At 59.7% G+C, this 14,133-nt stretch carries 11 protein-coding genes; 4 read left to right on the plus strand and 7 right to left on the minus strand.

The annotated features are described in order from the left end of the window. Positions 1-6: 6 nt before the first annotated feature. Both BFP95_RS04330 and BFP95_RS04335 read right to left on the minus strand, forming a co-directional pair. Positions 7-1,191: an acetyl-CoA C-acyltransferase gene (locus BFP95_RS04330; RefSeq protein WP_065873075.1), complete on the minus strand. Its 1,185-nt coding sequence runs from the start codon at positions 1,189-1,191 to the stop codon at positions 7-9. 12 nt (positions 1,192-1,203) lie between these two features. Then, the gene (locus BFP95_RS04335; protein ID WP_065909349.1) at positions 1,204-1,971 is read right to left on the minus strand and encodes an SDR family NAD(P)-dependent oxidoreductase; all 768 of its coding nucleotides are present in this window, start codon (positions 1,969-1,971) and stop codon (positions 1,204-1,206) included. 217 nt (positions 1,972-2,188) lie between these two features. Between BFP95_RS04335 and BFP95_RS04340 the strand changes: the two genes are divergently transcribed. The 4 genes from BFP95_RS04340 to BFP95_RS29360 all read left to right on the plus strand — a co-directional run bounded on the left by BFP95_RS04340 (position 2,189) and on the right by BFP95_RS29360 (position 6,972). Beyond that, positions 2,189-3,244, plus strand: coding sequence for a tetratricopeptide repeat protein (locus BFP95_RS04340; RefSeq protein WP_065890966.1), 1,056 nt, complete (start codon positions 2,189-2,191; stop codon positions 3,242-3,244). Positions 3,245-3,388: 144 nt separating this feature from the next. After that, a complete protein-coding gene (locus BFP95_RS04345; RefSeq protein ID WP_065909351.1) occupies positions 3,389-4,891 on the plus strand; it encodes an ATPase domain-containing protein in 1,503 nt (500 codons plus the stop codon). A 2-nt stretch (positions 4,892-4,893) separates the two neighbouring features. Beyond that, on the plus strand, positions 4,894-6,579 hold the full coding sequence (locus BFP95_RS04350; RefSeq protein ID WP_065909353.1) for an ATP-binding protein: 1,686 nt from the start codon (positions 4,894-4,896) through the stop codon (positions 6,577-6,579). A 150-nt stretch (positions 6,580-6,729) separates the two neighbouring features. After that, positions 6,730-6,972 carry a hypothetical protein gene (locus BFP95_RS29360; RefSeq protein ID WP_139115289.1) on the plus strand — a complete coding sequence of 81 codons (243 nt, stop codon included), beginning with the start codon at positions 6,730-6,732 and terminating at the stop codon, positions 6,970-6,972. Between the two features lie 364 nt (positions 6,973-7,336). On the opposite strand, the gene BFP95_RS04360 is transcribed toward BFP95_RS29360, so the two are convergent. The 5 genes from BFP95_RS04360 to BFP95_RS04380 form a co-directional block, all read right to left on the minus strand. After that, positions 7,337-7,714: a response regulator gene (locus tag BFP95_RS04360; RefSeq protein WP_049713300.1), complete on the minus strand. Its 378-nt coding sequence runs from the start codon at positions 7,712-7,714 to the stop codon at positions 7,337-7,339. Positions 7,715-7,792: 78 nt separating this feature from the next. Further along, entirely contained in the window at positions 7,793-8,986 is a 1,194-nt protein-coding gene (locus BFP95_RS04365; protein ID WP_065873069.1) for a hybrid sensor histidine kinase/response regulator, read from the minus strand. Then, positions 8,980-9,585, minus strand: a complete 606-nt coding sequence (locus BFP95_RS04370) for a chemotaxis protein CheB (RefSeq protein WP_065873068.1) — start codon at positions 9,583-9,585, stop codon at positions 8,980-8,982. The genes BFP95_RS04365 and BFP95_RS04370 overlap by 7 nt, the downstream gene beginning before the upstream one ends. Continuing rightward, positions 9,582-10,412 carry a CheR family methyltransferase gene (locus BFP95_RS04375; RefSeq protein WP_371914101.1) on the minus strand — a complete coding sequence of 277 codons (831 nt, stop codon included), beginning with the start codon at positions 10,410-10,412 and terminating at the stop codon, positions 9,582-9,584. The genes BFP95_RS04370 and BFP95_RS04375 overlap by 4 nt, the downstream gene beginning before the upstream one ends. Beyond that, positions 10,413-13,910 carry a response regulator gene (locus BFP95_RS04380; RefSeq protein ID WP_065909357.1) on the minus strand — a complete coding sequence of 1,166 codons (3,498 nt, stop codon included), beginning with the start codon at positions 13,908-13,910 and terminating at the stop codon, positions 10,413-10,415. Positions 13,911-14,133 lie beyond the last annotated feature (223 nt).

The following is a 14,133-nucleotide window of genomic DNA, read 5'->3' on the forward strand; positions in this document are numbered from 1 at the left end:
AAGTCCTTAGTACAGGCATTCGACGGCCATGGCTGTGGCTTCACCACCGCCGATGCAAATGGCGGCGACGCCGCGCTTGAGGCCGTTCTGGCGCAAGGCCGAGAGCAACGTCACCAAAATCCGCGCCCCTGAGGCGCCGATTGGATGGCCCAGGGCGCACGCGCCACCGTGGATGTTGACCTTGGCGTGGGGGATTTCCAGCTTACTCATGGTCACCAGGCTGACCACGGCAAAGGCTTCGTTGATCTCGAACAGATCGACTTCACCCAGGCTCCAGCCGGTCTTGGTCATCAGCTTGCGAATCGCCCCCACCGGTGCCACCGGAAACAGCCCCGGCTCATCGGCAAATGCCGCATGCCCATGGATCACTGCCAGAGGTTTCAGTCCGCGCTTCTCAGCTTCGGACTGGCGCATCAGCAGCAGCGCCGCCGCACCATCGGAAATCGAGCTGGAGTTGGCCGCCGTGACGGTACCGCCTTCGCGGAACGCCGGTTTGAGGCCACCGATCTTGTCCAGTTTGGCCTTGGGCGGCTGTTCGTCATGCAGGATGGTTTTCTGCTCTTTGCCCACGGTGACTTGCACCGGGACGATCTCCGCAGCAAAGCTGCCATGGGTGATCGCCTCCTGTGCACGTGTCAGCGAGGCAATGGCGAACGCGTCCTGGGCCTCACGGCTGAAACCGTTATGCAAGGCGCAATCTTCGGCAAAGGTGCCCATCAGGCGGCCCTTGTCGTAGGCGTCCTCGAGGCCGTCGATGAACATATGGTCAAGTACGCGGCCGTGGCCCATGCGGTAGCCGCTGCGCGCGCGGTCCAGCAGGTACGGCGCGTTGGACATGCTTTCCATGCCGCCGGCAATCACCACGTCGACGCTGCCGGCCAGCAACGCATCATGGGCCAGGATCGCCGCTTCCATGCCCGAGCCGCACATCTTGTTGAGGGTGGTGCAACGGGTGCCCTTGTCCAGCCCGGCACCCAATGCGGCCTGGCGAGCGGGCGCCTGGCCGAGGCCTGCGGGTAGCACGCAGCCAAACAACACTTCATCCACGGCGTCGCTGGCAATACCGGCACGCTCAACGGCGGCACGAATCGCGGCGGAACCCAGCTGCGGCGCCGTCAGGCCCTTGAGGTCGCCTTGGAACGCGCCCATGGGCGTGCGCACGGCGCTGACAATAACGATGGGATCAGTCATGGGAAATACTCCTTACTTGGCAGCCATGCGCAAGGCGCCGTCGAGACGGATCACCTCGCCATTGAGCATGCTGTTTTCAATAATGTGCCGCACCAGCGCGGCGTATTCGGCGGGTTTGCCCAGGCGTGGCGGAAATGGCACGCCGGCGGCCAGGGAGTCGCGCACTTCGGGCGTCATGCCGGCCATCATCGGTGTTTCGAAAATGCCGGGGGCGATGGTCATCACGCGAATGCCAAAGCGCGCCAGCTCACGTGCGGCGGGCAACGTCAGGCTGGCAATAGCGCCTTTGGAGGCGGCGTAGGCGGCCTGGCCGATTTGCCCGTCGAATGCGGCCACGGAAGCGGTATTGATGATCACACCGCACTCGCCATCGTCATTCGCCTCGGTTTCAGCAATGGCGGCAGCCGCCAGGCGCAGCAGGTTGAAGCTGCCGATCAAGTTGACGTTGATCACCTGGGCAAAACTCGCCAGCCCGTGGGGGCCGTTTTTGCCGAGGATTTTTTCGCCACGCACCACTCCGGCGCAGTTCACCAGCCCATGCAAACCGCCAAACGCTGCAACCGTGGCCTGCACGGCGGATTCGGCAGCCGCTTCCTGGCTGATATCTGCCACTGCACTGCGGGCGTTCTCGCCGAGCTGCTGGGCCTTCGCCGCCACCGCGTCGGCGTTGAGGTCCACCAGCATCACTTTGGCACCAGCGGCAATGAGCATTTCAGCGGTAGCCGCACCGAGACCGGAAGCGCCGCCGCTGACCAGGAAGATCTTGTTTTCAATCTGCATTATTGTTCCCTTGAACGGTCCGAATGGTCGGAATAGTCGCTCTGGAGCGCCAGGGCGGCAATGGTCAAAACCTTCAAGCTAGCTGACTGTTTTGGCCAGTCATCGACCCCGCCGCTCAACAAGCGATGGGACGCATGCTGCTCACGGGTTTGACACCTGCCATGCTCTGACCGAAGCTGACGGCTTTGCTCTCCTGCCCACGCTTTCGGACGCCTGCATGTCAAAGTCACGCCGTTACTCCATCATCGGCCTGTGCGCCCTGTTGTCTATTGTGCTGATCTGGTATTTCTCCCGTTCCACCCCGGTGGCCGTACCTCCTGCGATTGCCCAGGGTTACTCCAAAGCCCTGAAACAGGCGCGCAACGGTGAGCCAGGCGCCGCCCGCGTGTTGTACCAGCAACTCGGTCGGCCGGACCTGTCGCCCGAGCGCCGCGCGGCGTTGCACGCCGAACTGCCCAATTACCCTAGCCCTCAAGCCTTGAAGCTTGCAGATAAAGACCTGAGCAGCGAATCGGCGCTGGTCCGCGAGGCGGCCATCCACAGCATTGTCGGCCTGGTGCCCACCGGCCAGCGCACGCTGTTGCTCGGCCCGGTACTGGACGATCCCGAACAAGCTGTCCGATTCACCGCCGCCAACGCCCTGCTGGGTCTGTCCCCCGACACCCTGGGCCTGTACTTCGGGCCTTTGCAGCAGGTGCTGGATGAGTTTGTGAAAGAGCTCAAGGCCCAACCCGAAACGGCTGAAGGCTGGATTCAACTGGCGCGCCTGTACATTCACAGCGCACTGTTGCCGCAAGCACAAGATGCCCTGGAACAGGCCATGCGGCTGCAGCCGGACAACCTGCAAGCCGTGGTGGCGCAGATCGAGCTGCTGGATAAACAGGGCAAGACCGACGAGTCCCGCCAGCTCCTGGCGCGCCAATTGGCGGCGCACCCGGAATCAGCGTATCTGCAACACGCGTTGGGGATGTGGCTGCTGCACCATGGCGAGCGCCCCTATGCCCTGCTGGGTCTATCCAAAGCGGTGGAGTTGGAACCGGGCAATCAGGATTACCGCTACGACCTCGCCACCACCCTGCACGCCCAGCAGGAACTGGAAGCCGCCCAGCGACAACTGGAAGAGATCATCCAGCGCCACCCCGCCAATCGCAAAGCCCGGGTTTTGCTGGTCAACTATTGGAAGGAAAGCGGCCAGCTCCAGAACGTGCAAGTGCTGCTCGCGCAACTGGAACAGCAGAATCCCGACGATCCGGCGCTGCAACAAGGTCTATAGCGCTTCAGCAAAATGTTCTGAAAAGCCGACGCGCCGCACAAACCTCCTGAAACGGTTGAACCCCCGGAATACACAACGGTCAAGAGAATATGGCGCGTTCGAACGAACGCGCACCTCTACTCGTATGTGACCTGAGGGCACTTCTTGTCTACATCCAATGCGCTATCAAGTGACAAAGCAGCCACCGGTATCGTCGGTCTCGACGACATTCTTGCCGGCGGTTTGTCTCGCAGCCATTTGTTCCTGCTCGAAGGTGAGCCTGGGACCGGCAAAACCACCGTCGCCCTGCACTTTCTTCAGGACGGCGCCAAATGCGGCGAGCGATCCCTGTACATCACACTCTCGGAAACCGAGCGCGAGTTGCGCCAGGGTGCCAAGTCCCATGGCTGGGACCTCGATGAAAACATTCACATATTCGAGCTGACGCCGCCCGAAAGCATTCTCGACACTGATCACCAGCAAAGTCTGTTGTATTCGTCCGATCTGGAATTGGGCGAAGCGACCCGGCAGATATTCGAAGTGGTGGAAAAGGTCAAGCCGACCCGCGTGGTGATCGACAGTTTGTCGGAAATCCGCTTGCTGGCGCAGAGTTCGCTGCGCTATCGCCGGCAAATCCTGGCGATCAAGCACTACTTTGTGCGCTATGACGCCACGGTCCTGTTGCTGGATGACTTGACCACCGAAGCGCTGGATAAAACCGTACACAGCGTTGCCCATGGCGTTATCCGCCTGGAAGAGCTGACGCCGGTCTACGGTGCCGAGCGGCGCCGGGTGCGCGTCGTCAAATACCGTGGGCAAAAATACCGCGGCGGCTTTCATGACTTCACCATTGCCGGCGATGGCATCCACGTATTCCCGCGACTGGTGGCCGCCGAACATCGCGCCGGCTATGTCCGTCAAACGCTCACCACCGGCATTGGCGAATTGGATGCATTGCTGGGTGGCGGCATCGAGACCGGCTCCAGCACGTTAATCCTAGGCCCAGCCGGCACCGGCAAGTCGCTGATTTCGATTCTGTTCGCTGCTGCCGCCGTGTCGCGTGGAGAGAAAGCCGCGCTGTTTATTTTCGATGAAGAACTCGGCCTGTTGTTCGAACGCATGCGGCAGTTGAACATCGATCTTCCAGCACTGCAGGCAACCGGCAATCTTTTCATTGAGCAAGTGGATGCCGCCGAGCTGTCACCGGGTGAGTTTTCTCACCGCGTGCGGCGTTGCGTGGACGAACGCGGCATCAAGACGGTGGTGATCGACAGCGTCAACGGTTTCCAGGCCGCCATGCCGGAAGAGAACTCGCTGATCCTGCACATGCACGAACTGTTGCTTTACCTCAACCGACGTGGTGCCGCGACCTTCATGACCGTTGCCCAGCACGGTCTGGTCGGTGACATGCAGGCGCCTGTCGACCTTACTTACCTGGCAGACACGGTGATCCTGTTGCGTTACTTCGAGGCACTCGGCAAAGTCCGACGGGCTATTTCCGTGATCAAGAAACGTACCGGTACCCACGAGTCGACCATCCGCGAGTACCGCATCGGCGCCGGCGGCATGGCCGTTGGTGACCCACTCGAGTCGTTCCAGGGCGTATTGCGCGGGGTGCCGACGTACATGGGGAGTGAAGCCCCGCTGCTCGTGGACCCGTTAGAGTGAGTATGTCGTTACCTGTATCCGAGCGAGCAATCATTCTTGCGCCGATGGGACGCGATAGCGTACTCGCGTCAATGATGCTCAAAGAAGCGGGGTATGGCAGCCTGATTGCCAGCGACTTGCCACGACTGTGCGAGGCGCTGGAGCAAGGCGCCGGCCTGCTGATCGTGGCGGTCGAAGCGTTGCGCGGTGTTGACCTCAATACGTTGCTTGATTGCCTGCGTCGCCAGCCGCCCTGGTCCGATTTGCCCATCGTGCTGATGACTCACCATGGCGGCAAGGAGCAAAGCGGCTCGTCTCACCTGAGCAATTTGCTTGGCAACGTGACCTTTCTGGAACGACCGTTTCACCCCTCCACGCTGATCAGCCTGGTTACTACTGCCGTGCGCAGCCGGCGCCGGCAGTATGAGGCGCGCGACCGCCTGGTTGACTTAAGTGAGAGCGAACTGCGCCTGCAACGTACGTTGGCAACCTTGGAGCAGCAGGTCGAAGAACGCACCATGCAGCTGCGCAGCAACGAGGAAGCCCTGCGCCAATCTCAGAAAATGGAAGCCGTCGGCCAGCTCACTGGCGGTATCGCGCACGACTTCAACAACATGTTGACGGGGATCATCGGCAGCCTGGAAATGCTGCGAAGGCGTATTGCCCGAGGCAAATTGGACGACCTGGACAGCCTCATCGATCTGGGCGTCACCTCCGCTAACCGTGCGGCGAGCCTTACCCATCGGCTGCTGGCGTTTTCGCGCCGGCAATCACTTGACTCCAAGCCCGTGGAGATCAACCAACTGGTAACTTCGATGGGTGAGTTGCTGCAACGCAGTATCAACGAAAGCATCGCCCTGGACATGCAACTCGCCCACGAACCGTGGACCGCCGAGGCCGACCCCAATCAGTTGGAAAACGCCCTGCTCAACCTAGTGATCAATGCCCGTGACGCGATGCCCAACGGTGGCCGCCTGACCGTGGAAACCAATAACCGCCACCTCGACAGTGTGTTCACCGCCGCCTACGGCACCCTGCTGCCGGGTGACTACGTTGAACTGCGCGTCAGCGACACGGGCTGTGGCATTCCGGAAAGTGTTATCGGCCGCGTGTTCGACCCATTCTTTACGACCAAGCCCATCGGCCAGGGCACGGGACTGGGTTTATCGATGATCTACGGGTTTGCCCGCCAGTCGCGTGGCCATGTGACCATTCACAGCGAAGTGGGCAAAGGCACGACGGTCAGTCTGTTTCTGCCACGGTTCATCGGCGAAATCGCCGCCGAGTTAGTGGCTGACCCAGCGCTTTTGCCTTCCGCCAATGCGGGGGAAACGGTACTGATTGTCGAGGACGACCCCGCCGTGCGCGTGCTGGTCAGCGCGGTACTCAAAGAGTTGGGTTATGGCTATGTCGAAGCGGGTGACGCCAACACGGCGGTGCCGATCATCGAGTCGGAGCAACGTATTGACTTGATGATCAGCGACGTTGGCCTGCCCGGCATGAATGGCCGCCAACTGGCGGAAATCGGCCGGCAGATCCGTCCGGATCTCAAGGTGCTGTTCATCACCGGTTACGCCGAGCATGCAGCGGTGCGTGGCGGTTTCCTTGATCCTGGGATGCAGTTGATCACCAAGCCGTTCACCTTTGATTTGTTGACCGTAAAGGTCCGGGAGATGATCAAACAGTCAGTCGACATGACGGACCGCTGACGAGCAACCGTCACTCGTCCTGCATTACTTGGTAATTAGCAGGCAGGGTAATCGTGGAATCATTTAGTGCCTTCGGTACACGAACAGGTAGGAAACCCTCGCGTAAGGACGCTGCGAACCTATTCGACAGTCCCGACTGAGCATGCACTGATGACCCTGTCTGCACACCTCTCCACTCCGTCGCTTGCCCATTTTGTCCCATTTGAACCCCCGTTTATCCAGACATCGCGCCTGTCGCTGGCGGCTCTGCAAACCGACGCTTCTGTACAGCCGCCAAGCGTTGATGGTGACAGTCAACTGGCTCAGCGATATGCCCAACAACCGTTGACGCTGCAAACGACCGTGCTGCGCATTTGGAGCAGCAGAAGGTTTTCGCAGGCGGCGCGCACTTGAACCATGAAGATGCGTTCGAACACCAAAAGCGAGAGATGGGGGATATCAATAACCGACACACATTTAACGACCAGATCATTAATCGAGTGTTGGCTGCATTTGCCACAATACATCTGGACGCTCAAGAAGGCGCAATTACCACCCGGTTCTGTGGGTTACATGACGCCAGATCAACTCGCGGCCAGGGTCAAAAATGATCTGGAAACGGTCCTGGGTGTCATCACCCTGCCCATCGATCCACACTCGTCCTACCATCGCGATCAGGTTCGCGTTTACACCTTCAAGTGTGCTCAACGCAAACGTACAGAAGCTTACGCCCTGAGAGGGGGAAATGAGCGGCGCCTGCCGGCAGGCGCCGTATCCTTCAGGCCAACAACCGCTGGATATGCTCTTGCAGCGTATCCAGGTCAAACGGCTTGGCCAGGATCGGCGCGTTGCGCGTGATGGGGCTGTTGCAGTCAAGGATTTCCTGCGGGTAACCGCTGATGAAGATCACTTTCAGTTCCGGGCGCAACTTCATCGCCGGCTCGGCGATCTGCACCCCGGAAATCCCGCCGGGCAGGCGGTAGTCGGTCACCATAAGGTCCAGGTGCGGCTTGGTTGCGAGGATTTCGAAGGCCTGCTCCCCATCGATGGCCTTCAATACCCGATAGCCGAGGCCGGCCAGGTACTCGCCCAGCACAAACATAATGGATTCGTCGTCCTCGACGATCAGAACGACATCTTGCGCATCTTCACTCATGGGAAGCCTTTGTCCGGTCAATTGCTGCAATTACGACCATGGGGTCACGCAGAGGTTGCGTCGAGGTGACGATTGATTTCATGCCAATGCCTCGAGGGGCAAACACACCCGAAACAAGGCGCCCTCGCCTATCTGGCTCTCGACCTCGATAGTGCCGCCATGGGCTGCAACGATCTGCTCGGAAATAAACAGCCCCAGGCCGAGGCCCGCAGCCACTTGGCTGGCAGACACACGCTCGAACTGCTGGAAAATTCGCTTCTGGTTTTCTTCACTGATACCGATCCCGTGATCACGCACTTCCACGCGAGCTTCGCCGTGTTCGCTGTACACGCGCACCTGCACCGGGCTTTTGGCGCCGTAGCGCAGTGCGTTGGTCAACAGGTTGGTCACCACCTGTTCGATGCGGAACTCGTCCCAGTTGCCTTCCACGGGGCCGTCGACGATCAGTTCCATGGAAGAGCCCGCCGCCGCGACTTGGGGGCCGAAGTTCTCTACCAGGTTGCTCACAAGCTGCGCCAGATCGAAACGAGCCGGGCGGATCGACAACTTGCCGGTGCGGATGCGCGACACATCGAGCATGTCTTCGATCAGGCGAATCAGGCTCTGGATCTGGCGCTCGTCGCGGTCGACCATGGCGTGCATCTTGTCCAGGGTGAATGCGGCGGCGTTATCCCGGGCCAGGTGCATCTTGCGCAGTTGGGTCTCGAGGATCAGGCCATTGAGAGGCGTGCGCACTTCGTGGGCGACGATTGACATGAAGTCGTCACGCATACGGACCGCCTGCTCCAGCTCGGCCTGCGCGGCCTGCAGGCGCGACAGCAACAGTTCTTGCTCGCGACGGCTGCGCTCAAGCGCTTCTACCTGAAGCTTCATGGCTTTGCTTTGGCGGTACAGGTCAACGAACACATTGACCTTGCTCTTTACCGCATGGATATCCAGCGGCTTGTGCAAGAAGTCGACGGCGCCGCTTTCATAGCCCTTGAAGGCGTAATTGAGCTCACGGCCGGCAGCACTGACAAACACAATCGGGATGTTCTTGGTCTTTTCGGTGCCGCGCATCAATTCGGCCAACTCAAAACCATTCATGCCGGGCATCTGTACATCGAGAATCGCCAGGGCGAACTCGTGCTCCAGCAACAGGGACAAGGCCTCGTCAGCGCTCAATGCCTTGAACACCTGCCGGTCCTCGCGCTTGATCAGCGCTTCGAGGGCCAGCAGGTTTTCCGGCAGATCGTCGACGATCAGCAGTTTGGCCTGCACAGTACTTAACATGGGGAATATTCCAGGGAAGCCAGCAGTGAGCCAATCCGGCTCAACGTTAGAATGTGGTCGGGTGTATGCAGCGCCAGCGCTGCACGGGGCATGACAGCAATGCGTGCTTCAGTGGGTTCTTGCACCACAGTAGTTCCACCTTGCTGCTTGACGTGGGCCAGACCCCGGGCGCCGTCATGGTTGGCGCCGGTCAACAGGATAGCCATCAAGCCTTTGCCGTACGCATCGGCGGCCGATTCAAACAGGAAATCAATTGCCGGCCGCGAGTGGTGCACACGGTCTTCCTGGCTCAGGGACAGGCTGCGATCCTGCTCCACCGACAGGTGGTAGCCGGGCCCGGCGAAGTACAGGGTGCCGGGCTTGAGCATTTCCTTGTCACGGGCCTCCACCACTCGCATGGCAACACGCCGGTCGAACACCTCGGCCAATTGGCTGCGGCGTTCATCCGGCAAGTGCAGCACGGTGATGATCGGCAAGCCGAAATCCGCTGGCAATTCGCTGAACACCGTCAGCAAGGCTTCCACGCCACCGGCAGACGCACCGATGACGATAGCCTCTATGCCCCGGACCGATGCCGGGCTGGCAGCCGCTTGATTCATAGTTTTCGGTAGATCCGTTCCTGTTTGACCAAGGGTTCAAACTGTTTGCCGTACGCGGAGAAGTCCAAGGTTTCCTTGCTGCCCAGCACCAAAAAGCCGCGATGGCACAGCGACTCATGGAACAACCCAAACGCGCGATCTTGCAATTTTTTATTGAAATAAATCAACACGTTACGACACGAAATTAATTGAGTTTCTGAAAACACACTGTCAGTCGCCAGGCTGTGGTCGGCGAACGTGACATTCTCGCGCAGCGTCTTATCGAAGATCGCGTAATCGTAGGCTGCCGTGTAGTAGTCGGCAAATGAGCGTTGCCCGCCCGCCTGCTGATAGTTGGCCGTGTAGGCCCGTACGTTTTCCAGGGAAAAGATGCCTTGCTTGGCCTTCTCCAACGACGCCGGGTTGATATCCGTGGCGTAGATGATCGTACGCTCCAGCAAGCCCTCTTCACGCAGCAGGATGGCCATGGAGTACACCTCCTCGCCCGTGCTGCAGCCGGCGATCCAGATCTTGATCGACGGGTAGGTCTTGAGCAACGGCACCACTTCCTGGCGGATCGCCAGGAAGTGCGACGGGTCACGAAACATCTCGCTCACCGGGATCGTCAGAAATTGCAGCAACTGCATGAACGCCGCCGGGTCGTGCAGCACACGCTCCTGCAAGGCGGAAATGGTCGCACAGTCGAACTGGCGCAACGCATGGGCCACGCGGCGCTTGACGGACGCACCGGAGTAGTCGCGAAAGTCGTAGCTGTACTTGAGGTAAATCGCCTCAATCAACAGGCGCAACTCAATGTCACTGCTTGTTTCCAAAAAACGTCGCTCCACTTAAATGCGTTCTATCTTCGGTAGCCACACGCGAATCAAAGAAAACAGGCGGTCCAGGTCAATCGGCTTGGCCAGGTAATCATTGGAGCCGGCGGCCAGGCAGCGTTCCTGATCGTCCTTCATCGCTTTGGCCGTGACTGCGATGATCGGCAACTTCTTCCAGCGCGGGTCCTGGCGGATCAAGGCGGTAGCCTCGTAACCGTCCATTTCCGGCATCATCACGTCCATCAACACCAGATCGATATCCTCGACCTCGTTGAGTTTGTCGATGGCTTCACGGCCATTGCGCCCAATGACCACCACGGCGCCTTTGTGCTCCAGGGCGCTGGTCAGGGCGAAGATGTTGCGCACATCGTCGTCCACCAACAGGATCTTGCGCCCCTCGAAGACCTTGTCGCGGCTGCGCGCAGTCTTGAGCATCTTTTGACGATCATGGGACAGCTGGGACTCGACTTTGTGCAGAAAGAGTGTGACCTCATCCAGCAGGCGTTCCGGTGAACGCGCGCCCTTGATGATGATCGAGCGCGAATACTTGCGCAGTTCGGCCTCTTCGTCGCGGGTCAGGTTGCGCCCGGTGTAGACGATCACCGGCGGGAACGAGCAGATGTCCTCAGTGGCCATGCGCTTGAGCAGCTCGTTACCGAGCATGTCGGGCAGCTTGAGGTCGATAATCATACAGTCGTAGACATGGTTGCGCAGCAGGTCGAGGGCTTCCTGGGCGAAGCCAACGGCGGTGATCTCGATGTCATCGTCGCCGATCAGGCGGGCAATGCTGTCGCGCTGCAGGTCATCGTCTTCCACCAGCAGTACGCGCTTGACCTTCTGGGTCAGCTTGGCTTCCAGGCGTGCAAAGACGTCCTTGAGCTCTTCGCGGGTGGTGGGCTTGACCGCATAACCAATGGCGCCCATGTGCATGGCCGCCTCGACACGGTCTTCAACGGAAATCACATGCACCGGGATATGGCGGGTGTTGGCGTGTTCTTTCAGGCGTTGCAGCACGGTCAGCCCGGAGTGGTCCGGCAGGCGCATATCCAGCAGGATCGCGTCAGGGATGTACTCTTCGGCCAGGCTGTAGCCTTCGTCTGCGCCATGGGCCACCAGGCAGTTATAGCCGAGCTCGTGGGCCAGGTCGAACAGGATGCGGGCGAAATTCGGCTCGTCTTCCACCACCAGGATGCAGCGCGTGGTGAAGGGGGCCTTGTCGCGGTCGTCGGCGAAACGCGGGATCTGCTTGGCATCGGCTACCGGCAGCGGTGTTACCTTGACCGGCATTGGCGCAGGCACCACGACTGCTTGGCGTGGTTGTTCGACCGGTGCCGCGTCTGCTTCGCGCTCTACATACTGCTCCGGCAATACCAGGGTAAAGACACTGCCCTTGCCTGGCTCGCTGGTCACACTGATGTAACCGCCCAGCAGGGTGGCCAGGTCGCGGGAAATAGACAGCCCGAGGCCGGTGCCGCCATAACGGCGGTTGGTGGTGCCGTCGGCCTGCCGGAAGGCTTCGAAGATGCTTTCCTGGTGGTCCGGGGCGATACCGATGCCGGAATCGCGCACCGTGAAGGCAATGCCTTCCCCAGGTGCACGGGACACCGACAGGCTGACCTCGCCTTGCTCGGTAAACTTGAGCGCGTTGGACAGCAGGTTTTTCAGGATCTGCTCCAGGCGCTGGCGGTCGGTAAACAGCAGGGTCGGCGTACCTTCCTGCACGTCCACCTGGAAACCCAGTTTACGATCGGCCGCCAGCGGCTCGAACATCCCGCGCAGGCCGTCTACAAGGCGCGCCACGCTGGAGGTTTCCGGGCGCACTTCCAGCTTGCCGGCTTCGACCTTGGAGATGTCGAGGATGTCGTTGATCAGGTTGAGCAAGTCATTGCCGGCGGAATAGATCGACTCGGCAAACTTGACCTGCTCAGCGCTGAGGTTTTCCTGGGGGTTCTCGGCCAGCAACTTGGCCAGGATCAGCGAGCTGTTCAGCGGTGTGCGCAGCTCGTGGGACATGTTGGCGAGGAATTCAGACTTGTACTTGCTGGAGCGCTGCAGCTCTTCGGCGCGATCTTCCAGTGCGAGCTGGGCCTGGTTGAGCTCGATATTCTTGCGGTCCATGGCGTCGCGCTGCTCGGCGAGGGTCTCGGTTTGCTCGGCCAGTTGCTCGTTGGTCTGCTCCAGCTCAGCCTGCTGGGTTTCCAGGTGGGCCTGGGACTCTTTGAGGATGCGTGACTGTTCTTCCAGCTCTTCGTTGGCGGTCTTGAGCTCTTCCTGTTGCACTTGCAGCTCTTCGTTGAGCTGCTGGGTCTCGGCCAGCACTTCCTGCAGGCGTTGACGATACCGAGCGGCCTCGATGGAGGTGCCGATATTGCTGGAGATCAGCTCCAGCAGCTCGACGTCACGCTCTTCCAGTGGGCGCAGGAAACCCAGCTCAATCACCCCATTGACCCGCTCGTCATTGTTGGTCGGCACCACCAGTACGCTACGGGCAGCGCCTTCACCCAGGCCAGAACTGACTTTGAAATAATCCACTGGCACGTCGTCCAGGCGAATCAGCCGATCCAGATGGGCTGCCTGCCCAACGATGCCTTCGTCGCTGTAGATGGCCTGCTCCCGTTGCTCTTGCTCGCGGGAGAAACCGTAGGTGGCCACGCGCTTGAGGCCGCCGTGTTCTTCGCGCACGTACAGCGCGCCAACGACCGAGCCCATGTACTGGGCAAAGAATTGCAGGATATTGCGGCCGAGCATGTTCAAGGTGAGTTGGCCGAGGACCTGTTCAGCCAGTTCGGTCTGGCCATTGCGCAGCCAGGCTTGCCGTTCCAAGCGTCGCGCGATCTTCTGTTGTGACGCGAGGTTTTCGCTGTAACTGTCTGATAATGAAACAAGATTCTTACGGCCGATATAAGCCAGGAAACCGCTTAACCCCAACACAAATGCCAAGTACAAGGTGACACTGATCACCGTTGTGCGGGTGACCTCTTCATTGCGGGCGATGCGGAACTGCTGCTCCATCGCCACCGCGTCGTCATATTCCTTGCGGATTTCGTCAGTCAGGCGCTTGCCGCGGCCGGCCTTGACCGCATCGCGGTAGTCGCCGCTCGTACGCTGCAGATCAATCATCGACTGGGCATAGTTGTTCCACTCGGCCTGCAATGCTTCCAGGCGTTTGAGGCGGTCCACCTGCTGCGGATTGTCCGCCACCAACTCCTGCAAATTGCGCAGGTCGGCGATGATTCGCGCCTTGGCCACTTCGTAGGGGTCGAGGAAATGCTCGTCACCGGTGATCAGGAAGCCGCGCATGCCGGTTTCCAGGTCCACCGTCAGCTTGGACGATTCATTCAGGTTATTGATAACCCGATCGGTGTGTTCCACCCACTGGATTACCGACAACAGGTAGGTGATCAGCACGACGAAAAACACTGCACTGAGCACACCCACACTCAGGGGCAGTGCAACGTTTCGGCTCAGGAGGTTACGAAAGCTCTTTTCATCGACGGACGACGCGGGAGTCATGGAAATGCCTTGGCCAAAGGTGGAAAAACCGGGAGTTTGCCGCAAAGTGGCGGGCAAGACTATTTTTCTAGAACGGTTTTGTACAGATTCCTGCGAAGGAACCCGCTATTCTCTCTCGTCTTTTCTATCGCATTGTTTTTACGGCCAGCGGGAACTTGTCATGAGTGCCCGCTTACTCAAGGAAGAGGCCTGTCAGAACGGCCGCGTGTAAACCCTTGCCTTT

The organism is Pseudomonas sp. 58 R 12 (assembly GCF_900005865.1).
GTDB lineage: Bacteria > Pseudomonadota > Gammaproteobacteria > Pseudomonadales > Pseudomonadaceae > Aquipseudomonas > Aquipseudomonas tritici.